This window comes from Paenibacillus sp. Aloe-11 (genome assembly GCF_000245715.1).
GTDB classification, from domain to species: Bacteria; Bacillota; Bacilli; order Paenibacillales; family Paenibacillaceae; genus Paenibacillus; species Paenibacillus kribbensis.
The window spans coordinates 92,221-116,889 of sequence record NZ_JH601056.1 but is presented as its reverse complement, the minus strand read 5'-3'; the positions used below and the strand labels follow the sequence as shown (position 1 = coordinate 116,889).

27 protein-coding genes and 1 pseudogene are annotated in these 24,669 nt (G+C 46.7%); 26 read left to right on the top strand and 2 right to left on the bottom strand.

Translation table 11 applies throughout. The annotated features are described in order from the left end of the window. The first annotated feature begins 158 nt into the window (after positions 1 to 158). The 16 genes and pseudogenes from WG8_RS14005 to spoIVA all read left to right on the top strand — a co-directional run bounded on the left by WG8_RS14005 (position 159) and on the right by spoIVA (position 14,180). Positions 159 to 527, top strand: coding sequence for a hypothetical protein (locus WG8_RS14005; RefSeq protein ID WP_007430858.1), 369 nt, complete (start codon positions 159 to 161; stop codon positions 525 to 527). Between the two features lie 199 nt (positions 528 to 726). Further along, positions 727 to 1,341: a genetic competence negative regulator gene (locus tag WG8_RS14000; protein WP_007430857.1), complete on the top strand. Its 615-nt coding sequence runs from the start codon at positions 727 to 729 to the stop codon at positions 1,339 to 1,341. An 84-nt stretch (positions 1,342 to 1,425) separates the two neighbouring features. Next, positions 1,426 to 2,121, top strand: a complete 696-nt coding sequence (prsW, locus tag WG8_RS13995; protein WP_007430856.1) for a glutamic-type intramembrane protease PrsW — start codon at positions 1,426 to 1,428, stop codon at positions 2,119 to 2,121. Positions 2,122 to 2,384: 263 nt separating this feature from the next. Continuing rightward, positions 2,385 to 3,773: a germination protein YpeB gene (gene ypeB, locus WG8_RS13990; RefSeq protein WP_007430855.1), complete on the top strand. Its 1,389-nt coding sequence runs from the start codon at positions 2,385 to 2,387 to the stop codon at positions 3,771 to 3,773. A 170-nt stretch (positions 3,774 to 3,943) separates the two neighbouring features. Continuing rightward, a complete protein-coding gene (locus WG8_RS13985; protein WP_007430854.1) occupies positions 3,944 to 4,603 on the top strand; it encodes a flagellar brake protein in 660 nt (219 codons plus the stop codon). A gap of 129 nt (positions 4,604 to 4,732) precedes the next feature. Beyond that, the gene (gene cmk / locus WG8_RS13980; protein ID WP_007430853.1) at positions 4,733 to 5,440 is read left to right on the top strand and encodes a (d)CMP kinase; all 708 of its coding nucleotides are present in this window, start codon (positions 4,733 to 4,735) and stop codon (positions 5,438 to 5,440) included. Beyond that, a complete protein-coding gene (locus tag WG8_RS13975; protein WP_007430852.1) occupies positions 5,437 to 6,030 on the top strand; it encodes a lysophospholipid acyltransferase family protein in 594 nt (197 codons plus the stop codon). Before cmk ends, WG8_RS13975 begins: the two co-directional genes overlap by 4 nt. Positions 6,031 to 6,150: 120 nt before the next feature. After that, entirely contained in the window at positions 6,151 to 7,377 is a 1,227-nt protein-coding gene (rpsA, locus tag WG8_RS13970; RefSeq protein WP_007430851.1) for a 30S ribosomal protein S1, read from the top strand. A 145-nt stretch (positions 7,378 to 7,522) separates the two neighbouring features. Beyond that, complete coding sequence (der, locus tag WG8_RS13965; RefSeq protein WP_007430850.1) at positions 7,523 to 8,845, top strand: ribosome biogenesis GTPase Der; 1,323 nt, start codon at positions 7,523 to 7,525, stop codon at positions 8,843 to 8,845. Positions 8,846 to 8,856: 11 nt separating this feature from the next. Continuing rightward, positions 8,857 to 9,465, top strand: a complete 609-nt coding sequence (gene plsY / locus WG8_RS13960; protein ID WP_007430849.1) for a glycerol-3-phosphate 1-O-acyltransferase PlsY — start codon at positions 8,857 to 8,859, stop codon at positions 9,463 to 9,465. Further along, the gene (locus WG8_RS13955) at positions 9,458 to 10,498 is read left to right on the top strand and encodes an NAD(P)H-dependent glycerol-3-phosphate dehydrogenase (protein WP_007430848.1); all 1,041 of its coding nucleotides are present in this window, start codon (positions 9,458 to 9,460) and stop codon (positions 10,496 to 10,498) included. Before plsY ends, WG8_RS13955 begins: the two co-directional genes overlap by 8 nt. Positions 10,499 to 10,666: 168 nt before the next feature. Beyond that, positions 10,667 to 10,942 (top strand): stage VI sporulation protein F, encoded by a 276-nt coding sequence (locus tag WG8_RS13950; RefSeq protein WP_007430847.1) that lies wholly within the window; start codon positions 10,667 to 10,669, stop codon positions 10,940 to 10,942. A 194-nt stretch (positions 10,943 to 11,136) separates the two neighbouring features. After that, positions 11,137 to 11,787, top strand: coding sequence for a hypothetical protein (locus tag WG8_RS13945; RefSeq protein WP_007430846.1), 651 nt, complete (start codon positions 11,137 to 11,139; stop codon positions 11,785 to 11,787). Positions 11,788 to 11,828: 41 nt separating this feature from the next. After that, complete coding sequence (locus WG8_RS13940) at positions 11,829 to 12,179, top strand: 2Fe-2S iron-sulfur cluster-binding protein (protein ID WP_007430845.1); 351 nt, start codon at positions 11,829 to 11,831, stop codon at positions 12,177 to 12,179. Between the two features lie 41 nt (positions 12,180 to 12,220). Next, positions 12,221 to 12,297 (top strand): annotated as a pseudogene (locus tag WG8_RS27130) (histidine phosphatase family protein); the annotation flags it as partial. A gap of 404 nt (positions 12,298 to 12,701) precedes the next feature. Beyond that, positions 12,702 to 14,180 carry a stage IV sporulation protein A gene (gene spoIVA, locus WG8_RS13925; protein ID WP_007430844.1) on the top strand — a complete coding sequence of 493 codons (1,479 nt, stop codon included), beginning with the start codon at positions 12,702 to 12,704 and terminating at the stop codon, positions 14,178 to 14,180. A 197-nt stretch (positions 14,181 to 14,377) separates the two neighbouring features. Here spoIVA and WG8_RS13920 read toward each other — a convergent pair whose 3' ends face one another. Then, positions 14,378 to 15,289 (bottom strand): MmyB family transcriptional regulator, encoded by a 912-nt coding sequence (locus WG8_RS13920; protein ID WP_007430843.1) that lies wholly within the window; start codon positions 15,287 to 15,289, stop codon positions 14,378 to 14,380. 133 nt (positions 15,290 to 15,422) lie between these two features. On the opposite strand from WG8_RS13920, the gene WG8_RS13915 reads away from it, so the two are divergent. The 5 genes from WG8_RS13915 (at position 15,423) to WG8_RS13895 (ending at position 20,787) form a co-directional block, all read left to right on the top strand. Then, on the top strand, positions 15,423 to 16,355 hold the full coding sequence (locus WG8_RS13915; protein ID WP_007430842.1) for a zinc-binding dehydrogenase: 933 nt from the start codon (positions 15,423 to 15,425) through the stop codon (positions 16,353 to 16,355). 224 nt (positions 16,356 to 16,579) lie between these two features. After that, positions 16,580 to 17,695 (top strand): sugar ABC transporter substrate-binding protein, encoded by a 1,116-nt coding sequence (locus tag WG8_RS13910; RefSeq protein WP_007430841.1) that lies wholly within the window; start codon positions 16,580 to 16,582, stop codon positions 17,693 to 17,695. 74 nt (positions 17,696 to 17,769) lie between these two features. Continuing rightward, a complete protein-coding gene (locus tag WG8_RS13905) occupies positions 17,770 to 19,287 on the top strand; it encodes a sugar ABC transporter ATP-binding protein (protein WP_007430840.1) in 1,518 nt (505 codons plus the stop codon). Further along, complete coding sequence (locus WG8_RS13900; protein WP_007430839.1) at positions 19,284 to 20,270, top strand: ABC transporter permease; 987 nt, start codon at positions 19,284 to 19,286, stop codon at positions 20,268 to 20,270. Before WG8_RS13905 ends, WG8_RS13900 begins: the two co-directional genes overlap by 4 nt. 244 nt (positions 20,271 to 20,514) lie before the next feature. Then, positions 20,515 to 20,787, top strand: a complete 273-nt coding sequence (locus WG8_RS13895; protein WP_007430838.1) for an HU family DNA-binding protein — start codon at positions 20,515 to 20,517, stop codon at positions 20,785 to 20,787. 87 nt (positions 20,788 to 20,874) lie between these two features. Here WG8_RS13895 and WG8_RS27420 read toward each other — a convergent pair whose 3' ends face one another. Continuing rightward, entirely contained in the window at positions 20,875 to 21,048 is a 174-nt protein-coding gene (locus tag WG8_RS27420; RefSeq protein ID WP_007430837.1) for a hypothetical protein, read from the bottom strand. A 156-nt stretch (positions 21,049 to 21,204) separates the two neighbouring features. Here WG8_RS27420 and mtrB point away from each other — a divergent pair, with 156 nt between their 5' ends. From mtrB to WG8_RS13870, 5 genes are all read left to right on the top strand, one after another. Then, positions 21,205 to 21,435 (top strand): trp RNA-binding attenuation protein MtrB, encoded by a 231-nt coding sequence (gene mtrB / locus WG8_RS13890; protein ID WP_007430836.1) that lies wholly within the window; start codon positions 21,205 to 21,207, stop codon positions 21,433 to 21,435. Between the two features lie 98 nt (positions 21,436 to 21,533). After that, on the top strand, positions 21,534 to 22,085 hold the full coding sequence (locus WG8_RS13885; RefSeq protein WP_007430835.1) for a hypothetical protein: 552 nt from the start codon (positions 21,534 to 21,536) through the stop codon (positions 22,083 to 22,085). 114 nt (positions 22,086 to 22,199) lie between these two features. After that, a complete protein-coding gene (locus WG8_RS13880) occupies positions 22,200 to 23,069 on the top strand; it encodes a heptaprenyl diphosphate synthase component 1 (protein WP_007430834.1) in 870 nt (289 codons plus the stop codon). Between the two features lie 9 nt (positions 23,070 to 23,078). Continuing rightward, entirely contained in the window at positions 23,079 to 23,807 is a 729-nt protein-coding gene (locus WG8_RS13875; RefSeq protein ID WP_043891078.1) for a demethylmenaquinone methyltransferase, read from the top strand. Then, complete coding sequence (locus WG8_RS13870) at positions 23,800 to 24,666, top strand: UbiA-like polyprenyltransferase (protein ID WP_007430832.1); 867 nt, start codon at positions 23,800 to 23,802, stop codon at positions 24,664 to 24,666. The genes WG8_RS13875 and WG8_RS13870 overlap by 8 nt, the downstream gene beginning before the upstream one ends. Positions 24,667 to 24,669 lie beyond the last annotated feature (3 nt).

Below are 24,669 nucleotides of genomic sequence, written 5' to 3'. Positions count from 1 at the left end.
TTCGCCGTGCAAGCACTAAGCAGCAGACATGCAGTCAATAAAATGGCTGCTGTTTTTGTACCCATTAATTCATCTCACCTTCCTGTATTTATACCGTATGAGTTTGTCTTTCCTGACGAACACTATGCTTGATTCTACCACAAAGGGAGGTTCTAATTGTGAAGACATCTTCATTTTTCCTGGGAATCGTTTTGGGCGCTGTCGCAGGCTCTATGATCTCCCGTAACCGCAACATGCTGGGCTTTTCTATGAACATGGATGGAAAAAAAGGCGAAAATTTGGTGCAGAAAGCCCGCACCAAAATGATGGACGCTGCGTTTCCCGGAATGGGCGATATTACGCTAAACAAACATGATACCCATGAGGATCATGATCATCGTTCCAAAACAGATAAAACCGTTCATACTGTCCAAAGCAAAGAAGAGAATATGAAGCTGATTAAAGACTTTATCAGCAGTAGTCCCGATGTTAAACGTGAGGTCGAGCAGATATTGAAGGAAACTCATACAGCCGTACCGGGATTATAGCCCCGGAACCCTCTATCCCGAATCATTTTGCGGCTTTTTTGTGAAAGCCGTTCAAATGATTCTTTTTTTTCTCATTTTTATTTCGTGCATTTACGATTATAAAATGATAACATGATTACATAGAACCATTTTCATCACAGGCATCATAATTGCATCATAATCTGTTAATAACACTCGGCTGCCAGGAGGAGGGTCCAGTATGAAAATAGAAAGATTAAGTCAGGACAAGATACGGATTTTCCTTACCTTTGACGATTTGAGCGAACGCGGTATTCAAAAAGACGATATGTGGCAAGAAATCCCAAGAGTCCATGAGCTGTTCACCGAAATGATGGATCAGGCATACAGCGAACTGGGCTTCGATGCCACGGGACCGTTAGCTGTCGAAGTCTTTGCGCTTCCTGCTCAGGGAATGGTTGTTATCGTCACTCGGGGAAAATACGATCACCAGCAATATGGTTCGGGTCCCGATGAGGAGCTTCCAGAAGAAGTCTACGAAATGGAAGTCACGATGGAACACAGTGATTCCATTGTTTACGCGTTTAGCGATTTCGAAGTACTCATAGAAGCGGCTCACATGCTCCGCAGCAACACTACGGAAGCAGGTAAGCTGTATCATTATAGAGGAAAATGGATGCTGCATTTGGAGCCAGAAGAGGTAGAGGAGTCCAAGCTCGCGGCCTTGATCGCGGTTCTTGCCGAATTCGGGGAAGGCTCATCCGTAACGCCAGCAATGCTGGAGGAGTACGGCAAGCTGATCATTCCTGAACAGGCTGTTGCTGTCATCTGCACTCATTTTGACAGCCGTTCTTAATCGGGCTATAGAAAGTGATATGAAGTAAATTTGTCGGCTCTGCGCTGAATGCAGGGCCGACTGATTTTTATGGAGGGATGATCGGTGCTTCTGTTTTCGGTTTTAGCGGCAGCCACAGCGCCGGGTCTTGCCTTATTAATGTATTTTTACTTGAAGGACAGATATGATGCGGAGCCGCTGCACATGGTTGTAAAAGTGTTTCTACTCGGCTTCTTGGTGGTGCTTCCTGTTATGATTTTTCAACGCGGGCTGCTGCTTTGGCTAGGGGATAACACGTTAATCCAGGTGTTCGGCATTTCGGCCGGAGTGGAAGAGTTTTTTAAATGGTTTTTGTTGTATCACATTATATATAATCATACCGAGTTCGATGAGCCTTATGACGGCATTTTGTATGCGGCCGCGGTTTCCCTCGGATTTGCTACGGTTGAAAATCTATTGTATGCCTGGGCGGGGCATGCTTCTGTGAGCATGATGCTGATGAGATCACTGCTACCTGTGTCTGGTCATGCGATGTTTGGAGTAATGATGGGCTATTACTTGGGAAAAGCCAAGTTTTCAGAGGGGTGGAAGAGCAAATACATGCTGCTTCTGTCATTGGTGTTTCCATGGTTTTGGCACGGTGTATATGATCTGATTTTAACGGAATTCCAGCATGACTGGGTTTGGTTTATCATTCCTCTGATGGCATTTTTGTGGTATGGAGGCATGGCGAAAATCACTCATGCTAACAACCGTTCTCCTTTCAGATTATTAAAACGGGAAGAAAAGGTTAATATGTAACAAAAAGGGACACACTGATCTGACAAACCTGTTAGAGAAAGAGGTGTCTTTTTTGCGTATTAAAGTGAGAATTCATTGTAAAAGATGCGGGGAACGTTTTGTGCTTAGAGGACGCATGGAGCAAGGGCGAATTCTGACCGGCTTTAAGCGTTGTATATGCGATCATTGCGAGTTTATTGTTGAACTCATGGAAAACCATGCATAAGAGAGCTTTCTTCTTGTCACACTATCGGTAGTGTACTTGAAGAAAGGAGACTCCCAATATGTATAAGCGACTTAGTTCCGTATTGTTCCCGATTGTTGCCCTGCTCATGATAGGAGCATTTGTGTGGGGTTATCGGGAAAACCAGATGAGAAAAGAGGTATCTCTTCAGGCCAAAAGCATGTCGATTAAAACGGAAAATCAATATCAGCGTGCGTTTCATGATTTGTCGTTTCATATGGATCAACTGCATTCCCAATTGGGTAACGCAGTTGCTGTCCATAATACTTCACACGCGATGCATCGCAAATGTTTGATGAATGTGTGGAGGATTACAAGTGAGGCCCAAAGTGAGGTTAACCAGTTGCCTCTTAATGTGATGCCATTTAACCATGCCAAGGATTTGCTGTCACATTTATCTACATTTTCGTATCAGACTGCCGTGCGTGACCTGGATCACGAGCCTTTAACGAAGAAAGAATTATCCAATCTGAAAACGTTATATAACAATTCCAGAGAAATTTCGAAAAGCATGCACGAAGTTCGAGCAAAGGCCTTGAGTAAAAACTTGCGATGGACTGATGTAGAGCAAGCCCCAGGCGCACAAACCGGTCCAAAGGATAACACCATTATCGATGGCTTCAAAACCGTGGACAAAAAGGTGGAGGGCTACAAGGAGCTGGATTGGGGACCTTCTGTGGCCACCATTTATGCCAAGCGTTCTGTGAAAAAATTGAATCTCCCGGTCGTGAGTGCCGAGCAAATTAAACGGAATGCTGCCGAGTTTACAGGCAAACCGGAAAGCCAGATTCGTGTACAAGAAAACGGTAAAGGAACTGAATGGGCGTCCTATACGGCTACCCTGCTCAACAACAAGCAGAAGCCTGTGGCCACCATGGATTTTACGAAAAAGGGCGGTAAGCTCATCTCTTATCACGATATGAGGGAAGTAGGTCCTAAAAAAGTCACCCGCAATGAGGCGATTCGCCATGCTAGTGATTTTCTCGCACATAAGGGCTATAAGGGGATGAAGCCGGTAGCTTATGATGAAAGGACAAATTTGGCAGCCATCACATATGCAAGCGTGCAAGGGGACGTGATTATCTATCCGGAAAAAATCACAGTCAGATCAGGCCTGGATAACGGAACAGTGACTGGGCTTCAAGCGAGCGACTATGTGCACGAGCACAATCCTCTCCGACGTATCCCGAAGGCCAAACTGGATTTGAAGGCTGCACGAGCGAAGTTAAATCCCGAGTTTCATGAGACCTACCACCGGAAAGCATTGATTGAAAATGAACTGTCGAAAGAAGTTCTGTGCTATGAATTCGGCGGAAAAATCAATGGCTCCGTTTATCGGATATACATTAATGCAGATACAGGAATGGAAGAAACGATTGAGCAAGTGAAAGACTCGGATGAGCCTCAAGCCAAAGCAAAAAATGCATAACGCGAAGGTACAGGGGATATAAATCCTTAACCGCTCTAAACCTCCTTAAATTAAGGGGGTTTAGAGCGCTTTAATCATGGTTCCAACAAATAAAATGCTTAAAATAGGCATAAAGTCGTGGTATTATAGACCTTGGTTAAAGCTTTTAATGGACAAGGACGGTGAATGGTTTGTTTCCTAAAATTAATGATGTGTTATACATACAAGTGGCTGGTAGCGATCACAAGGACGAGCTTTTTGAATTCAAGTCGCGAATTGCGGAAGAGGAATCACAGAATTTTCTGATTGAAATTCCTATGTCACAAACGAGTGGGCGTTTGAAAAGGCTCTATCTTGGAGAAGAGCTATCCATATTTTTCATGAGCGAGGGTGGAATTAAAAACTATTTTAATACTCATGTTACGGGCTTTAAAGAAGATGTGCTGCGGATGGTCCGCATCCAAAAGCCGGACCCGGACAGCATCAGCAAAATTCAGCGTCGAAACTATCTCCGGGTTCAGGCCAGTCTGGAAATTGCGGTAAAACATGGTGTAAACGAGTCAAGATTTGTAGCAGAGACACATGATGTGGGAGGCGGAGGCGTTTCTTTTCAGATACAGGAAGCACACCACCTGGAAGAAGGAGAATCGTTGTCCTGCTGGATTTTGGTTCCTTATAGAAACGGCACGCTGGAGCATGTTTGGTTCCAGTCTGAAGTTATACGCATTCAGGAGATGGAAAATGGCCGTAGGCTCATCATGCTGAAATATGAAAAAATTGCGGATCAGGAACGCCAAAAGCTGATTAAATATTGCTTTGAGAGGCAGCTGGAATTTCGGGAAAAATCGTAATCATCCGGGGCGATTCTTTTTCAGTAAACCTGCCGTTCATTTTGCATCGTCTATAAATGTGTGGTATAATTTTCACGTCGCAGGCAATGCCTGCTTTTTTCTTGAGGTTAGGTTAGGAGGAATTCCCCGTTGGCAAGGCAGCAAGTATCTTCAAATAAAAAAATAAATGTAGCCATTGACGGACCTGCTGGTGCAGGGAAAAGTACAGTGGCCCGCTTGGTGGCGAAAGCACTTTCTTATGTATATGTGGACACTGGAGCCATGTACCGGGCAGCAACGTGGTATATGATATGTAATGAAATTCCGGCGGAAAATGTAGAAAAAGTGCTTCAACATGTACCTGAGCTGGTGATTGAATTAGTACCGGACCCCACAGGTCAAAAGGTTTATTGTAACGGGGAAGACGTAACTACAGTAATCCGCTCGATGGAAGTGACCAGCAAGGTATCAAAGTATTCGAGTATTGCAGGTTTACGCACACGTTTGACTGAAAACCAGCGTGAAATGGCTGCGCGTAAGGGCGTCGTTATGGACGGGCGGGACATTGGAACCACAGTGCTTCCAGATGCGGAAGTTAAGGTGTTCATGACTGCAAGTGTTCAGGAACGTGCCTCTCGCCGTTTTAAAGAATTGAACGGAGCTGATGATATCACTCTGGAGCAGCTTGAACGTGACATTGCGGCACGTGACAAGCTTGACGAGGAGAGGGAAGTATCCCCGCTTCGTTGCAGTGAGGATGCCATCGTACTGGATACGACCCATATGGGCATTCAGGATGTCGTGGATACGATCGTATCTTATTGCGCGGCGAAGAAGGATGGGGAGATCAGCCAATGATATATACGGTATGCGCCAGTATTTTGCGACTCATTTACCGCATTCTGTTTAGACTTGAGGCGGTAGGCAGGGAAAATGTACCTGCTGAGGGCGGAGTATTGTTGTGCTCTAATCATATTAGTAATCTTGATCCTCCTACAGTTGGTATTTTGCTGAAGCGAAAGGTTCACTTTATGGCAAAAGCCGAGCTGTTTAATATTCCCGTACTGGGTCCACTGATTGACAAGCTGGGAGCTTTTCCAGTCAAACGTGGTGGTGTGAGTAAGGAATCCATTAAACTGGCATTGAACATCTTGCGTGATGGAAAAGTGATGGGGATCTTCCCGGAAGGATCTAGAGGAGCTGGAGGAATCGGTAAAAAGGGTGCTGCCAGCTTTGCGCTGCGCAGTGGAGCGGCTGCCGTTCCGGTCGCCATTGTAGGTGATTACAAGCTTTTCCGTAAAACGAAAGTGATATACGGCAAGCCTGTCAATTTGGAGGCTTACCAAAAAGGTGCCGATATTGAGGGAGACCCGCTTGAACTGGCGACAGAAGCAATTATGTCCCGCATCCGTACGATGAAGGAAACTGGCAAACCTACGAATAACTGAAAGGCTTGCATGAATTATGTCTAAGCTCGGAAAACTAGAACAAAAGTTTAATTGATGTTTTGAACTCTGCCATGCGCAGGTTTAAATAAATGGTTTTTTTGAATTGAGGAGGGTATTGACATGTCGGAAGAAATTAAAAATCAAGAAGCTGCTGAAGCGGCTAATCAAGACGAGCTCGATCAAATCGTCTCCCTGAAAAAAGGTGACACCGTTAAAGGTACGATCGTGAAATTGGAAGATAACCAAGCGGTAGTAAGCATTGGATATAAATACGATGGAGTTATTCCAATTCGCGAGTTGTCTTCTGGTTTGGATAACGCAGAAGAAGCAGTACAAGTAGGCCAAGAAGTCGAAGCTAGAATCATTAGCATCGATGATGCCAAAGAAAAGCTTGTTCTGTCCAAACGTGCAATCGACAGCGAAAATGCTTGGGAAAAGCTGGAGCAGCTGTTCGAAAGCAAAGAAGTGTTTGAAGTCGTAGTAAACGATGTCGTTAAAGGCGGTATCGTAGTAGACGTGGGTGTGCGTGGATTCATTCCTGCATCCATGGTAGAACGTCATTTCGTTGAAGATTTCAGCGATTACAAAGGCCGCACATTGCGTGTTGTTGTAAAAGAGCTGGATCGCGAAAACAATAAAGTGATCCTTTCCCAAAAAGACGTTCTGGAAGCAGAATTTGAAGCCAACAAGCAGAAAGTAATGGCTGAGCTGAAAGAAGGACAAGAAATCGTAGGTACGGTTCAACGTCTGACTCAGTTCGGTGCTTTTGTTGACGTAGGTGGCGTGGACGGTTTGGTTCACGTATCTGAAATCGCTTGGACTCATGTTGATAAGCCTTCTGATGCTGTTTCCGAAGGGGATCAAGTAAAAGTAAAAGTCTTGAAAGTAGATCCTGAAAAAGGAAAAATCAGCCTGAGCATGAAAGCTGCACAGCCTGGTCCTTGGGAATCAGCTGCTGGACAATTTAATAACAATGACATCGTAACTGGTGTTGTAAAACGTCTGGTTAACTTCGGTGCATTCGTTGAAATCGCTCCTGGTGTGGAAGGTTTGGTTCATATTTCCCAAATTTCCCACAAACACATCGGAACTCCACAAGAGGTTCTGGAAGAAGGACAAGAAGTGAAAGTTAAGATTCTTGAAATGAATCCTTCCGAAAAACGTGTTAGCTTGAGCATTAAAGAAACTGAAGAAGCTCCTGAAGCTGCTCCAAAAGCAGAAAGAGCGCCACGTGCAGCTCGCGCGCCTCGTGAGGAACTGAACAATCCGAACGTTTCGCTCAGCAACTCCGGTCTGAGCATTACGCTTGGCGAACGCTTTGGCGATAAGCTGAACAAATTTAAATGAGTTTGAATCAATACACTTTATAATAAGCATAACGTACACCATCGGCGGACCCAGAGGGTTCGCCGATTGTTGTTACGTGACGATATCGCCAATAGGTATGTTTTTTGCTATGATGAGAGCTGAGAATGACAGGAGGAGTGAATTTATGGCAAGACCCGTTGTGGCTATCGTTGGTCGCCCGAATGTGGGGAAATCCACTATTTTTAATCGGATTATCGGGGATCGTTTGTCCATCGTGGAAGATAAACCCGGAATCACCCGTGACCGTATATACGGTATATCGGAGTGGAATGGTAAATCCTTCAGTATTATCGATACTGGTGGTATTGAGATTGATGGTGAAGATATCATATTGAAATCCATCCGTATGCAAGCTGAACTGGCAATAGAAGAAGCCGATGTTATCGTATTCATGAGTGATGCGAAAGCAGGAATTACGCAATCGGATGAAGAGGTAGCTCAAATGCTGTATCGTTCGGGTAAACCGATCATTGTAGCGGTAAACAAAGTGGACAACCTCAATCGTGCCGATCTGATTTACGAGTTTTATTCTTATGGATTTGGAGATCCTATCCCCGTTTCCGGTAGCCATGGTACAGGTATAGGTGACCTGTTGGATGCAATCACGTCCAACTTGCCTGAGCTTGAAGAAGAGCACTATGATGATGACGTTATTCGTGTCGCTTTGATCGGTCGCCCGAACGTTGGCAAATCTTCACTTGTGAACGCCATTCTGGGAGAAGAACGGGTTATTGTTAGTGATATTGCAGGCACGACACGTGATGCGATTGATACGCCTTTTGAAAAAGACGGTCAGAAATATGTACTGATTGATACGGCTGGGATGCGTAAACGCGGTAAAGTATATGAAACGACAGAAAAATATAGTGTAATGCGTGCGATGCGTGCTATCGAGCGTGCAGATGTTGTCCTGGTTGTTATTAACGGCGAGGAAGGTATTATTGAGCAGGATAAGCACATTGCCGGCTATGCTTATGAGGCGGGTAAAGCGTCGCTGTTTGTTGTTAACAAATGGGATGTCGTGGATAAAGATGATAAAACGATGCATCAGTTTGAAACTAAAATCCGCGATCACTTCCTGTTCATGACGTATGCTCCGATTGTGTTCTTGTCTGCCAAAACGAAGCAACGCTTGCAAAAGCTGCTTCCTGTAGTGCAGCATGTGGCGCAGCAGCATGTCATGCGTATTCAGACGCATTTGCTGAATGATGTCATTTCCGATGCAGTGGCGATCAATCCTCCACCAACAGACAAAGGACGTCGTCTGCGCATTAACTATGTGACCCAGGTTGCTGTCAAGCCGCCTACGATGGTTGTATTCGTTAATGATCCGGAAATCATGCACTTCTCTTACGAGCGTTATCTGGAGAACAAAATTCGCGCCGCCTTCAATTTTGAGGGGACTCCAATTCGTATCTTTACACGGCGCAAGTCTGACGAAGGTTAGGAGCGAATAGGTTGATTTTACAGATCGTTGCCATCGTACTCAGTTACTTGCTTGGCTCTGTCAGCTTTAGTTTGCTGTATGGAAAATTAAAAGGAATCGACATTCGCCAGCATGGAAGCGGCAATGCCGGTGCGACGAATACGCTGCGCGTGCTTGGAAAAGGCCCGGCTATTCTGGTATTGCTGCTGGATGTACTTAAAGGGGTTATTGCGGTGCTGATTGGGCACTGGCTGGGCGGAGAATCTACTTGGTTGCCGGGTTTGTGCGGAATCGCGGCGATCGCGGGCCATAACTGGCCGATATATTTTCACTTTCGCGGAGGAAAAGGGATTGCTACCGCTATTGGTGTGTTGGCATCGCTGGCCCTGCTTCCCGCTTTATATGCCGGGATCATTGCGATTCTCGCCATCGTAATAACCCGCTATGTGTCCCTTGGATCACTGATTTTTGTCATTCTGACCCCATGGATTTTGCTTGTGCTTGGATATGAATGGCCGTTCTTCTGGACAGCTCTAGTCATTTGCTTGTTCGCTGTGTGGAGACACCGTACCAATATCGTCAAGCTGGTACGGGGAAACGAAAATAAGCTTGGCTCTAAAGGAGGAGATCGTCTTGTCTGAGAAAATAGCTGTGCTGGTCGCCGGTAGCTGGGGGACAGCCCTGGCTTCCGTTCTTGCGACCAATAACAACGATGTCTCTGTCTGGACGAGAAATGAGCAGCAAGCAGCTGAAATCAATGAAAAGCATACGAATGAGCATTATTTACCCGGCTCCATTTTGTCTGATCGTATTTCCGCTACAACCGACATGGAGACTGCCGTATCTGGTGCTAAAGCTGTTATTATCGTATCTCCTTCGTCTGCCGCTCGTCAGGTAGCACGTAGTCTAAAAGCTCACTTTGCCAAGGATATGTTGGTGGTGCATGCCATTAAAGGCTTTGAAACCGAAACGCTCAAGCGTATGTCCACGGTGATCTCGGAAGAACTGGAAATCGCAGAGGGTGATATTGCCGTGCTGTCTGGTCCGAGTCATGCGGAGGAAGTGGTGCGTAAATGCCCAACAACGGTCGTAGTAGCTTCCTCCAATGAGCAAGCTGCACAGGCTGCGCAGGAGCTGTTCATGAACTCCTATTTTCGGGTATATACCAACCGTGATTTGCTGGGCGTAGAGCTGTCCGGGGCGTTGAAAAACATTATCGCTCTAGGTGCGGGAATGTCGGACGGACTTGGTTTCGGTGATAATGCCAAAGCGGCTTTATTGACGCGTGGATTAGCAGAGATTACTCGTGCCGGGGTTGAGATGGGCGCTAATCCATTGACCTTTGCCGGCCTGGCTGGTATTGGTGACCTTGTTGTCACTGCAACGAGCCGTCACAGCCGCAACTGGCGCGCAGGCTCGCTATTGGGACAGGGTCAACAGCTGGATGCTGTGCTGGAATCCATGGGCATGGTGGTAGAAGGCATTCGCACAACAAAGGCGGCATACGCGATCTCACAAAAGCTGGGTGTTCAGATGCCTATCACAGAAGTGTTGTATGGGGTACTGTTCGAAGGACGCGACGTCCGCAAAGCGGTCGAGGCGCTGATGGGTCGCGACCCTAAGACCGAGATGGAAGTTATGCCGCTGCAAACTTGGGAGCAATGGCATTCATAATGGCTGGGTGATCCCAAAAGTATAGTAAAGGCTGTCTCGTAAGTAGATTTTTTCTACGAATGAGATAGCCTTTTTAGTTAGGCGTTAGGCATGTCCTTTGTAAGCTTAATCACCTTTCATCTTCACCATTCATAGACTGAGTTGAGCAATGGCGGAGGAGGGGAGATTGTGAGTAAAAACTTTCCGAAAGAAGCGTTGAAGGCCATTAACAAAAAAGGCGGAAAAAACATATCCGAAAATGCGGTGAAAAAGCTGGCAGGCACGGTAAAGGCGGACACGCTTCAAAATGAAGCGCAGTTGCGTCAGCTTATCAAGCAGGTATCTGCGATGGCCAACATTCCGGTGTCGGAAGATACAGTAAGGGATATTGTCAGTGCCGTCAAAAAGAGCGGAATGAGTTCCTCCAATATGGAAGCGTTGATGAAAATGATGATGAAAAAATAAAAAGTTGGCCGCAAATGGTCAGGTTTGACCGTGAACCGGGTGGGTTCGCGGTTTTTTTTTATATGTTCACGTTTTTTATATATTGAAGCAGGCTTTCGCTTGCTTTTCACTGCACAAAATATCGAACTACCATGCCGAACATGATATAATGATGCCCAATAGGAAACGGGTTGAAAGACAGTAAGGAGGAAACAATGTTGAAAGAGGCCATATCATCGGCGCTATTAAACGGGCTGCCTCACGATTTGACAGCTGCGCTGAGTAGCTTGGCTGATCGTTGGTCAACGGTGTCGGTTCCGTGGATGCTGGGAGGAAGCTGTTCACTATTGGTGCAGGGAGTTGAGCTGGATCGCCTGCCGCGGGACATTGATATTTATGCGGATATTCACGCAGCAAAGCAGCTTCATGCGCACCCTCCGGGTGTAAATATAGACCAACAGCAGGTTGACCGCAGCGGCTCGTACGTTTCATTGCTAAGCCATTATGAGCTGGAGGGATTTCCCGTTGAGCTGGTGGGGGGATTCGAGGTGCTCTGTGACGGAGCGTTATACCGATTGGAGGTCGAAAAGCTCCTCTGGTCAGCGGGAATCCAGCTTGATTTGGGGCGTGCTTCACTACATCTGATGCCGCTCAGTCACGAGTTGCTATTTAATTTGTTGCGAAATCGCCCTGACCGATATGGAGCAATTGCAGAGGTCATGAAGCGTGATCCACAGCGTCATCTGGTGGTACTCAAACAGCTGCTGATCAGTAACGTTTGGACAGAGAAGCAGTTGGACAGGCTGGTAGAGCTTTTGCCTTGGCCAGAGTTGCATTCCATCATCCGGATGGGACATGATGTATAAGCTTCGTATGCTAAGAGGAAAGACGAAGGGAGAGACCGTTCATGAATGTGAAGATTACGTTCAAGCCGTCAGGCAGGCGCGTACGGGTTGGTCAGGGTACGACATTGCTCCAGGCTGCCCGTAAAGCAGGTGTATATATTCCCACTCGCTGTGACGGAAAAGCGGCCTGCCTCATGTGTAAGGTACATATATCACCGGAATGGGCTGCATTCGCAGGCCGTCCCAATGATGCAGAGCAGCGTAAGCTGGGACCTTTATTGGAGGAAGGCATACGATTGTCCTGTCAGGCTCGTGCTCAAGGTGATGTAGAGGCTACGATACCGGAGGATAGGCTTAAGGCTGCTATCAGGCGGCAACTGGAGCGCCAAGCGATGGATGACGAACTGTGGTAATAATACATTTTTATCTTTGGGGGGGGGCTATTATGAAAACTACATCTAAGCCAGATATTTATAAAATGGAATTTAATGGCCAAGAATTAGTGGGGTTAAAAGATTATGGAGTATCAATTACAACAAAGGATGTTATCCGACGCTTACAAAGCGGTCAGGAGAACATCCTTTTTTATATGGCGCGTGGCGCCGAAGTCATGGGGAACCCCCTCTCCGCATATATTAGGTGAGTGGACCCAAACGTAAAATATTGTTTTTGCAATGATGGCTGTGGCCTGCTCTATTTTTTCAAAAAATTGAACATATTTTACGGAGGGGATACATATGATGGTATCAGTCCAAATGCATGTACGAGTTTACGCCGTTTCGCCGATTCCATCAGTCTCCTGAATCTCGGCGGCGGACGACTTCCGGGCATTTTAAAGGCTGTTCTGCCGCATCTGGGATCAAGCAGTTGGTTGAACACGAAGCGGATGCTCTTTAAGCATTTTTCCTTCGGAGACTTTTGAGGAGGGGATTTCATTGGAGAAAGTGGACATTTTTAAAGACATTGCCGAACGCACCGGAGGAGACATTTATCTTGGGGTCGTTGGCGCAGTCCGAACAGGAAAATCAACGTTTATCAAGCGGTTTATGGAGACAATTGTTCTGCCAAACATTACAAGTGAGGCGGATCGTGCCCGCGCCGTAGATGAGCTGCCGCAAAGCGCGGCAGGAAAGACGATCATGACGACGGAGCCTAAATTCGTACCGAATAATGCCGTCCAGATCAAAGTAACGGAAGGACTGGAGGTAAATGTACGTCTGGTCGACTGTGTAGGATACGCAGTAGAAGGCGCGAAGGGCTACGAGGATGAAAATGGTCCGAGGATGATCTCCACACCATGGTTCGAAGAGCCGATTCCATTTCAGGAAGCAGCGGAAATTGGTACACGCAAAGTTATTCAGGAGCATTCGACGCTTGGTGTTGTGGTCACGACAGATGGTACGATTGCTGAAATTCCGCGCAGCTCTTACGTGGAATCAGAGGAGCGTGTCATTGAGGAGTTGAAGGAAGTTGGCAAGCCATTCGTGCTGGTCATTAACTCCACGCATCCGCGCAGTGATGAAACACTTCAGCTTCGCAGTGAGCTGGCTGCCAAGTACGATATTCCGGTCATGACACTCAGCGCAGCGACAATGACAGAGGATGATGTTACAGGCGTACTTCGTGAAGTATTGTATGAATTTCCGGTGCATGAGGTAAATGTGAACCTGCCGAGCTGGGTCATGGTACTGAACGAAGATCATTGGCTTCGCAGCAATTATGAAAATTCCGTTCGCGATACGGTTAAAGATATCCGACGCCTGCGTGATGTAGATCGGGTGGTCGGTCAGTTTATGGAATATGAATTTATCGACAGGGCCGGTTTGAGCGGGATGAATATGGGGCAGGGCGTAGCTGAAATTGATTTGTATGCGCCGGATGAGCTGTACGATCAGATTTTGGTTGAAGTTGTAGGGGTGGAGATTCGTGGCAAGGATCATTTGTTGCAAATGATGCAGGATTTTGCCCATGCCAAACGGGAATATGACCGCTTCGCTGAGGCGCTGGAAATGGTCAAGACAACGGGATATGGCATAGCCGCTCCGTCACTGGCCGAGATGGCGTTAGACGAACCACAGTTGATTCGCCAGGGTACGAGGTTTGGGGTGCGGCTCAAGGCGACTGCGCCTTCCATTCACATGATCCGTGTCGATGTGGAATCAGAATTTGCTCCGATTATCGGTACAGAGAAGCAAAGTGAGGAGCTTATGCGCTATCTGATGCAGGATTTTGAAAATGATCCGATCAAAATTTGGGACTCAGATATTTTCGGACGTTCGCTGCATTCCATTGTACGTGAAGGCATTCAGGGCAAGATCGCCATGATGCCGGACAATGCACGCTACAAGCTGCAGGAAACGCTGGGTCGCATTATCAACGAAGGCTCCGGCGGTCTCATTGCTATTATTCTTTAAGCGTAATCAAATGAAAAAAATGCAAGAAAATAAAGGTTTAGATTGACCCACAAAAAATGAGACAGCGGTAGCTGCGGACGAGGAAGTAAAGTCCCAGGCTGCCGCTGTTTTATTGAACTAATATTCCCCTTTGGCAGAATAGGGTTGCTATTGCAACGATACGACTGAAATGAGTTTTATCGCTCAAGAACCACTGACTATTGATTGACAGCGTAGTTCTGACACTCGGCAGGACACCCCAGGTATTCAAATACTCTGTGTGCAGGATCGTCAACTGGCAAGTAAACTTCAATCCCAGGATACATGCGGCTGCTAACAGAAAGATGAATTTGCTTGTAGCGGATGGGGACTAACTCCCCTGAGGTATCCCTTCTGGCCAAAATGGTCTTCGATTGCTCAACTTCGTCTGCCAAATCCTTTGGCTGCTTATTCCAATACTTATTAATATCGTCGTATTTCTGAAATCTATTAAATAACTTTTTATACCAGTGATCATAGCGGGAATACATGTTATTTCTTTTGAAAGCTTGTATACCGTAAATGGCATGTGACTCCCACTGTTCGAGCGACGCCGTATCGAAGGTAGAACGGGGACGAATGGGCAAATCCCGATTAAAATGAAAATCAGCCATATTCAATTTGTCATTCATAAAAGAATCGAAGGGGATGTCGAATAAATGGCGAAATGGCTCATTTAACCCCTTGATATCTAAGGTATGGGTGACGATCATTGCCGGAAACGGCAAATTACTCATGATCTGTTGCGCATGCTCCAGTGCCAGCTCCAGAGACCGTCCTTCCAATTCGTGATGGATCGGAAGATACTCAGCGGCCAGGAGCAGATCGTTGCGCTCATCGGAATTGCACTCCAGATATTCAGCAATTTGGATAATCGTTTGACGATCCGGCACTCGACGCGAACGTCCAACCAAAAGATTTTTATACGTAGGACATGCCTCATCATTAAGCTCCTGCTGAGTAAACCGTTTCAACAGCGGGTGAGATTGATCAGCATATTCCCGTTGACGTTTCATGCGAACAGCTTCAATTTCTCCCAATACGATTTTTAACGTTTTATACTGGAAGTTCTCGTCCTTATGCACGGTCATCTTTTTCAATCCTTTTCACATTAATGAGGTGTAGCTCTACACTTGGTGCAGGTGATCCACCACAGTATACTACATTGTGAAAAAGGGAGCTATTTTACAAAAAGCTCTCAATTACACTTATGGAGGAGATTATATGATTCGTGCAATTGTAACAGATCCGTTTGCTTCAGAATTTTTCAGTATAAAGGAAGTTGTTGCTCCACAAGCCCAGCCTTGGGAAGCGATCGTTCAAGTACAGGCTTTTTCTCTTAATCGGGGTGAAATATCAGATGCAATGGATAATAAAAAGCAGATGAGGCCGGGCTGGGATTTTGCCGGGGTCGTCATCGAGCAGGCCCAAAATGGCACTGGTCCGAAACAAGGAAGCCGCGTCGTTGGCCTTCTCCCGATGGGAGCATGGGCAGAACAAGTTGCCGCCCCTACCTCATTACTGGCCGAAATTCCTGATGATATTACCTTTGCCGAGACCGCTACTTTACCGGTAGCCGGCCTGTCGGCACTCTATACGCTTAGAAAAGGAGGAATGCTGCTTGGTAAGCGAGTATTGATCACTGGCTCGACTGGCGGAGTTGGCCTTTTCGCACATCAGCTGGCTGCGCAATCCGGAGCTTTTACAGTAGGTATAGCCAGAACAGAGGAGAAAGCCTTACTTGTTCAGGAAGCTGGTGCTAATGAAGTTATCGTTGGAGATCCGGCGATTTCATCGGTCGATACCTTTGGACCATATCATTTAATTATAGATTCAGTAGGTGGTGATACACTAGCTGCCTTACTGCCTCAGCTTGGACCAGAGGGGATATGTGTATCCATGGGACATTCGTCCTCACCTTACGCAACGATCAATATCAGGGGGTTAGGCGGTAGAACCTTGTATAGCTTTTTTCTAGGAGAGGAGATCAATCGCTATTCGCCGGCGGAAGATCTAAAATTATTGGGCGAACTTGTTTCAAAAGGCCAGTTAGTACCTAGGATTGAAGTGGAGGCATCCTGGAAGAAAATTGGAAACCTTGCCCAACAACTGATCGAGCGGAAGTTTTCCGGTAAAGCAGTGCTCCATATAAATTAGATGTGAGCTACTCCATTTTGAAAATGACAAAGTAGACAGTACTAAAAAGACCACGTTTTACAGCAACCGCTTTCCGGTATTCAATCGGGGAACGGTTGTTTTGTTATATAAACTCGGAAAATATTTTTATATTCATAAAACCTATTTACATACTTGGTTTAACGCGATATATTAAATATCAAATTTGAATCATTTTGTGGATGGAACGAGGGGGAAATGAAATTATGAATATCCAAAAAGAGCTGCAAAGAAACAAAAAGCTAGGACTGGGGGCCATGATGCTGCTGGTGCTGGTTTTGCTGGTCACTGCATGCGGTGTACCGAAAACAGAGAGCGGCGCTCAAGGGACAAGCACTGCGGAATCAAGTGCAGCAGACGGAAAAACGGGCAGTTCAAATCTAAAAGGTAAACGTGTTGCGCTGATTATGGAGTTTAACACGGGCACATTCTCGCAGCAGTATGTTCAAGGTGTGGAAGAGGAAGTTAAGAAATTTGGCGGAACACTGACTAAGTTTGTAGCAGATAACGATAAGGCTAAAATGGCCTCCTTGCTGGATAGCGCGATTAATCAGCAGTTTGATGTGATTTTAACCGATCATGGTGATGCCCTGCTGGAGCCAGGACTGAAAAAAGCAATCTCTCGCAATATTCCGGTTATCGTGTTCGATGCTGCCGTCAACGTTCCAGGTGCGGTAGTGCTCTCGCAGGATGATCAAAGCATGGCTGAGCTGACGCTGGAGCAAATGAAAAAGGATATTGGCGGCAAAGGCAACATCGTCAAAGTATGGGTTGCCGGATTTGCACCGATGGAACGCCGTCAGATTGCTTACGATGCATTTTTGAAAGCTAATCCGGATATAAAAGAAATTGCGACTTTTGGTTCGGCGCAGAATCCTGCTTTGGACACACAAGCGAAGATGGAGGCTATATTGAAGCAATATCCTAAGGGCCAAATTACAGCAGTATGGGCTGCATGGGATGAATTTGCCAAAGGTGCAGCCCGTGCCATCCAACAAGCGGGACGTACGGAAATTAAAGTCTATGGTATTGATATGAGCGACGAGGATCTGCAAATGATTCAGGACCCGAAAAACCCTTGGGTGGCTTCGGCAGCCGTAGATCCAACAGATATCGGGCGGGTACAAGTACGCTACGCTTATCAGAAGCTGCATGGGGATAACCCGGAGGAGAAAGTGGTACTGAAGGCTGTATATGTGCAGCGCGAAGCACTGCCAGATAAGCAAATTTCCACATCCGAGCTGTCTCAATATGTGAAGGGATGGGGCCAAAGCGAGCAGGGCTATAAGGATTGGATGAAGGAATATGAAACGTCCAAATAAAATGTAAGCATCATGCACAGGCGCGCTTCGGCGCGCTTTTATCATAAGCAGGCGTAAGGGGGTTGCTATGAGTAATGAGTTCACAAGTATATACGCTCGAGATGAAGAGAATCAGCAAGCAGTTTGCTGGTGTGGATGCGCTGCGAGCCGTGGATTTTACAGTGCATGGCGGCGAGATTCACGCTCTGTTAGGTGCTAACGGGGCAGGCAAAAGCACATTGATGAAAATATTGTCCGGCGCATATCGTTCCGATCAGGGAACCATCGTAGCTGGTGGCAAGGAACTGAGCATTAACTCACCGTGGGAGGCCAAAAGAGCCGGGATTCACTGTGTGTATCAGGAGGTCGATTCGGCGCTTGTGCCGCAGTCAAGCGTCGCTGAGAACATTATTTTAGACGATTTGTCAGCACCTGAAGGACGATGGTGGACCGCGCCGGGCTCTATGTACAGACGAGCGCGTGAGGCGCTGGCACGGCTGGAAGCTGATATTGATGTACGGCAATACGTGTCTGAATTAACGTTGGCAGAAAAGCAGCTTGTACTCATCGCACGTATTTTGACACAGCAGGCGAAGACGATCATTTTTGATGAGCCAACAGCACCACTCAGCGAGGAAGAAACGCGTCGTTTGTTCCGCACGATCCATACCCTCAAGGATGAGGGGGTTGCATGCATCCTGATCACGCATCGGTTGCCGGAGGTTATCGAGCACAGTGACCGTGTGACGGTGATGCGTGACGGTGAGCGAGTGTTCACGGGCTCTGCCTCTGATTTAAGTGTAGGAGACATTGTTACGCATATGCTGGGGAAAACATTTGAAGAGGAGTTTCCGAAAACTGAGAGTCCTGTTGGGGAAACGATATTGGAAGCGAGAGGGCTTCGCAAGGGGTTACGAGTTCACGGCGTTGATTTGCAGGTCAGACGTGGAGAAATTTTGTCTATTGTGGGTTTGGTCGGTGCAGGCAAGACGGAGCTGTCACGGCTTCTTACAGGGGCAGACAGACCCGATCAGGGGGAGCTAGTCTTTAAAGGTCGTTCCATTCGTTTGAGAGAGCCTGCGGATGCGGTAGTACAAGGGATTGTGTCAATACCCGAGGAACGGCGGAAGCAGGGAGTACTGATCGAGGAGAATGTCGAGCGAAACCTTAGTCTCCCACTCTTGGGCAAGCTCAGTGTTCTTGGTTTCATCTCTCGAGCAAAAGAACGTGCTAACGGTAATAAGGTTGTCGCATCTCTTGGCATTAAGACACCATCTCTGCGCCAGAATGTTAAATACTTGAGCGGCGGGAACCAGCAAAAGGTAGCGATTGGAAAATGGCTGCATTCCGGAGCGGATGTGTTTGTTTTTGACGAGCCGACCAAGGGTGTGGATATTGGGGCAAAAAGCGATATTTTCCGTATCATTGGTGAATTGGCGGCGCAAGGTAAAGCAATCATTTATCTCACCTGTGAATTTGCTGAAGGGATCGGCATTGGGGATCGGATTGCAGTGATGTATGATGGCAAAATAATTAAGGAATTTACGCGGGGCGAAGTGGAACAGGAACAGCTCCTGTTGTATGCTAGCGGCGGTGAAGAGGTGCTTTCATGAAGGAAAAATGGTTAAATGTCTCATTTCGTTATGGTGCTGTAGTCGTCATTATTGGTGTGTTGGCGTTTTTTTCAGTCACATTGCCCTATTTTTGGACGTATGATAATTTGATGGACATTCTTGGCTCTATTGCGATTGTGACTTTCGTCGCTATTGGTGTAACGTTGTCACTTATTGTGGACGGTTTTGACCTGTCGGTTGGAGCTACGGTATCTTTGACGACGGTAGTTTCAGCTTCTTTGATGGTTTGGTATGAACAGCCCGTGGCCGTGGTTATCGTAGTGTCCTTGGTTGTCGGAGCTTTGGTTGGACTACTGAATTCATTGCTGATTATTAAGCTGCGTATTCCCGATTTGCTGGCAACCCTTGCAATCATGTATATTGTAAGTGGGATTCATAAAACGTATGCACAAGGTTACACCATTTACAACCATATGCAGTTTCCTGACGGCAGTAAGGCGCCGGGAGAGATATCTCCTGCATTTCTTCTATTGGGGCAAGGAAAATGGCTTGGCATTCCGATTTCAGTTATTTTGCTGCTGTTGGCTGTGGTGGCGGTGCATATTTTCTTGACTTACACGAAGCATGGGCGTCAAATGTATGTGACTGGAGGCAATGAAGAAGCCGCTCGTTTGTCAGGCATACGGGTAAAAAAAGTCCGTACACTAGCCTACGTGGCTTCGGGCGTATTTGCGGCAATAGCCGGTATATTGTATGCTTCCCGTGTAGGCTCCGGTCAAATTGATGCAGGCTCTCCATTACTTATGGAGGCAGTCGCTGCAGTTTTCGTTGGTTTTTCGGTCTTTGGAGCCGGTAAACCTAATGTCATCGGTACTTTTATTGGTGCGGTGCTGATCGGGGTATTGGTCAATGGACTGACGATGATGAATGTGCAATATTTTGCTCATGATATCGTCAAGGGCGTCGTGCTGGTGCTCGCGTTGGCCGTTACTTTTTACGTGTTAAACCGTCGCCGTACTTGAAATTGTCTGTGGACTGTATTACTATAAACCTTGTTCCACGCAAGAAGGGTGCCATTAAACGCCAGTTTCGGCCTATATTGCGGAGGTTAGGTATATTCTATGTATATTTAACGACGAAACGGAAACAGATGATAACATTATGGAAGGCAGCATGCCGCCCGCGTTATTTTATACAGGCGTTCGTTCGGTCTATTGCACCGATAACCTTAATGCTGGACTACACTTGAATTAGGAGGTGAAAATTATGAATAAAACGGATTTGATCAATCAGGTTTCTGAAAGCACTGAACTGTCCAAAAAGGACGTAACCAAAGCCATTGACGCTGTATTTGAGGCGATCTCCGGAGCGCTGCAAAATGGGGACAAGGTACAACTGGTAGGTTTCGGAAACTTTGAGGTTCGTGAACGTTCCGCACGTAAAGGACGTAACCCGCAAACAGGAGAAGAAATCGAAATCCCTGCGAGCAAAATTCCGGCATTTAAACCGGGTAAAGCGCTCAAGGACGGAATTAAATAAGATTTCTTACATATTCCCATTGCGCTGGAAAGACCGTGAATTTGATTCACGGCCTTTTCTTTTTGTCCTGCCTACTTCAGGATAGATTTACTTCAGGGTAGAGGTACTTTGGACAGAAGAAGAGGAAGCTGTCTTGTCGTTCCGCGAGGCATATGCGATCAGGACCAGTGGTTCACCTGTCAGCTCGGCGAATTCTTGCTCCAGCTGTTGGAGTCGCTCGATTTGGGCAGGACTGAGATTGGCCGGAAGATAGTTTTTCATCAGATTTGCTCCTTTCGTTAACATATGAGGCTGCACGGATAGTATGGCTCGTGATACGCTAATTGTTGCAAGTAACGCCGGAGGCATACAGTTGACAAAACGAGCTCAAATCTCCATCATAAAAAGTATAGCTTCGGCTCTCAGGGGGGAAAAGAAATGGAAGATAATGTGACAGGCAATAGTGAGTACGTCGTAATTAAAGCAAAAAGCAGCGGATGTCAGGTTTTTGGTCTGACCAGAGGCCAAGATACACGCTTGCATCATTCAGAAAAATTGGACAAGGGCGAGGTGCTGATCGTCCAGTTTACGGATCATACCTCTGCTATTAAAGTTCGCGGTAAAGCCGTAGTGATGACCAAACATGGAGTTGTGGATACAGAGGATTAAAATGCAGGCATAGCCTGCTTTTTTTTGTTGTACAATGAGAGTGAGGACCTTTACCGTAGCAAGTTCCTATTATGGGGTAGGGGTCAGGGGAGGTTCGGATGAAACCTTGGATTGTACTCGGCAGCTCGATTCTCATAACCGCTGCGGCAGCAATATTGCTGCCCTCTTTACATATGCTGGATTCGGGGACCGCGACTGTCCGTGAGACCCAGGCGGCGATATCGCCTCAGCAGCGAGTGCGGCTGACCGATGACAATCTGGTGGATACGCTCAAGGAGCTTCCTTTGACAACACCGATCGCCAGGGTAAGCTGGGAACATTCAGTCCTGACCCTGGATGTAAAGCTGTCAAAAGAAGAAACTGCACCGCTGGAGATTTATCAAAATATGGCGGAGCTTGTTGCCTTTAGCTTTTACGGAACGACGAATGTACAGCAATTGCTGCTCCGTGTGGTGACGCAGGACAAATGGTCGGGTGAACGCCATTTGCTGCTGGCATCCGATATACGCCGGAATGAGTGGACGAACGAAGCGCTGGAACAGCTGAGAAGCCACGAAGGCGCAGAATTACCGGAGCAACTGAAATCCCGTTTCCGCATTACAGTTACACCCATGTGGCAAAAGAGGTTTGACGGTGTATATATAGATTAGATATTTCTGCGTTGGACCTACGGTACTTTAGTCGCGAATCATTTTAAATTGTGATATAATATAAGGCATTGCAATTATTTGATACACCAGAAAGTCATGGCTCGGAGGCTTAGGATGAAACCGTATCGCGTACCCCAATTAGCAAGGAAATATGTGGAACACGACATGATTCAACAACATACGGAAATGCCGGCTTTTCCTGACAGCCGTACCCGCTTGCTATTTGTGTTTTTGAACCGGAATATGCAGGAGCTGCATGCCAGCGAGGATGAGCTGTACGCATTGGTCACCTCGCTTTTGCAGATGGGGCTGGATACGCATGATATGATCGATACTTTATCCGGTATTCGAAGTCCGGAGGAGATGCGTTCCAGACAGCTGAAAGTGTTGGCCGGGGATTATTTTAGCAGCCGCTTTTATCAGCTGCTTGCATTGGCAGGCCGCATTGCGACCATTTCAAAGCTGAGTGATGCCGTATGTGAGGTCAATGCCGGTAAGATGAGCCTGTATTGGGCGATGAAGCATTTCCGCCTGGATGCGGCTCAGTATTTATCTCAGATGCTTCGTCTTAAAAAGGAACTTTTTTTATCTCTAACTTCACTTGTAGCAGAACAGGATCGGGAAATTTGGGAGCAGCTTCTCCACGAATTCGCCCTCTGTGATATGCTGGTGGAGGAATGGGACAAGCGAGCAGAACCGGACAAATCCCGTTTCGGATATATGTTCTGGCATGTATACAGTAACGGGGACCAGAACGAGCAGGCGCTGCTTTCAGAGAGTGGTACTGATATTGAAGCATGGCGTAATCTTGTTCTGAAGTACAAGGCCGAGGATGCGATACTGGACAAGCTTCGCACGGCTGTTATGCACATCCGGCAAATTCTGTCTGATGATCAAAATACGGGGATCGAGGAAATTGAACGCACGCTGGAACCTTTCCTGAAGCTGCTGAATAGTCCGCACCCGGTTGTGAGGGAAGGTTAGGTGAACGTCATGGGAGCAAGCGACACCAAGCCGAAAGAGCAATTCGTTCATGGCGTGTTTGAAAGTATAGCAGGCAAATACGACTTGATGAACGATATACTGAGCTTTCGCAGACACAAGGCTTGGCGAAAATTTACGATGAAAAAAATGAACATGCATCACGGGGATACGGCAATCGATCTTTGCTGTGGGACATGTGACTGGACGCTTGCGATGGCGCATGCAAGTGAAAGTGGTCACATCGTGGGACTGGATTTTAGTCAGAACATGCTTAATGTAGGCGAGCGCAAGATTAGATCAGAATCCCGTGAAAAGCAAATCAAACTCGTTCAGGGCAACGCGATGGAACTGCCTTTTGCAGACAATTCGTTTGATTATGCGACGATTGGTTTCGGTCTGCGCAACGTGCCTGATCTGCACCGTGTACTACAGGAAATGCAACGAGTCGTCAAACCTGGCGGACAGGTCGTTTGTCTGGAACTGTCCAAGCCTACCTGGCAGCCGTTCAAGGGGATTTACTACACATATTTTCAACACATCTTGCCCATGCTCGGCAAATTGTTCGCCAAACGTTATGAGCAATACAAATGGCTCCCTGATTCGTTGGCGCTTTTTCCAGGAAGGGATGAGCTGGCTAACATCTTCCGCGAAATCGGATTAAAGGATGTACAGGCTCATTCTCTCACCGGAGGCATCGCGGCATTGCATATTGGAATCAAGGAGAGTCAGCATGTTTAAGAAAATTGCTATTTTTTTGGAAATGATTAAAATTGAACATACGTTATTTGCGCTCCCATTTGCATTTATGGGGGCTGTATTGGGGTCGGTTGTCGTGACAGGCAGCCTCCCCTCATGGCCGCAAATTGGTTGGATTTTACTGGCTATGGTTGGCGCACGCAGTGCGGCCTTTGGCTTCAACCGCATGATTGACCGTGTGATTGACGGGAAAAATCCACGTACAGCAGGACGCGCTATCCCGGCAGGACTGCTCAAATCGAGTGAAGTGGTTATTTTCATTATCATCAGCTTGTTGTTATTATTCTGGGCATCATTCAAATTAAGTCCGCTGGCGTTCAAGCTGTTCCCGCTGGCCTTTTTTATGCTTGTTTTTTACTCTTACACCAAGCGCTTCACCTGGCTTTGTCATGTTGTGCTGGGGCTGACGATTGGCTTAGCGCCGCTGGGTGCGTGGGTTGCGGTAACAGGACAGATCGATTGGATCTCGATCGTATTGTACCTCACCATTGCATTTTGGACGGCAGGCTTTGATGTGATTTATGCTTGTCAGGACATTGATTTTGACCAGAACGAGGGTGTTTATTCCATTCCTGCCCGCTTTGGTATAGCAGGTGCACTCAACATTGCCCGGGCATTCCATGTCATTACGGCAATCGGATTTATTGTACTTTTCTTTATTGCAGATTTAAGCTGGTGGTATCTGGCAGGAATGATTATTTCGTACATTATTTTATTTTATGAGCATTATATTGTATCTCCAAAAGATCTGAGTCGTTTGCAGACGGCGTTCTTCACGATGAACGGTGCGCTTAGCATGGTCGTATTTGTTTTTACACTGGTTGATTTGGTGGTGCGTTAATAC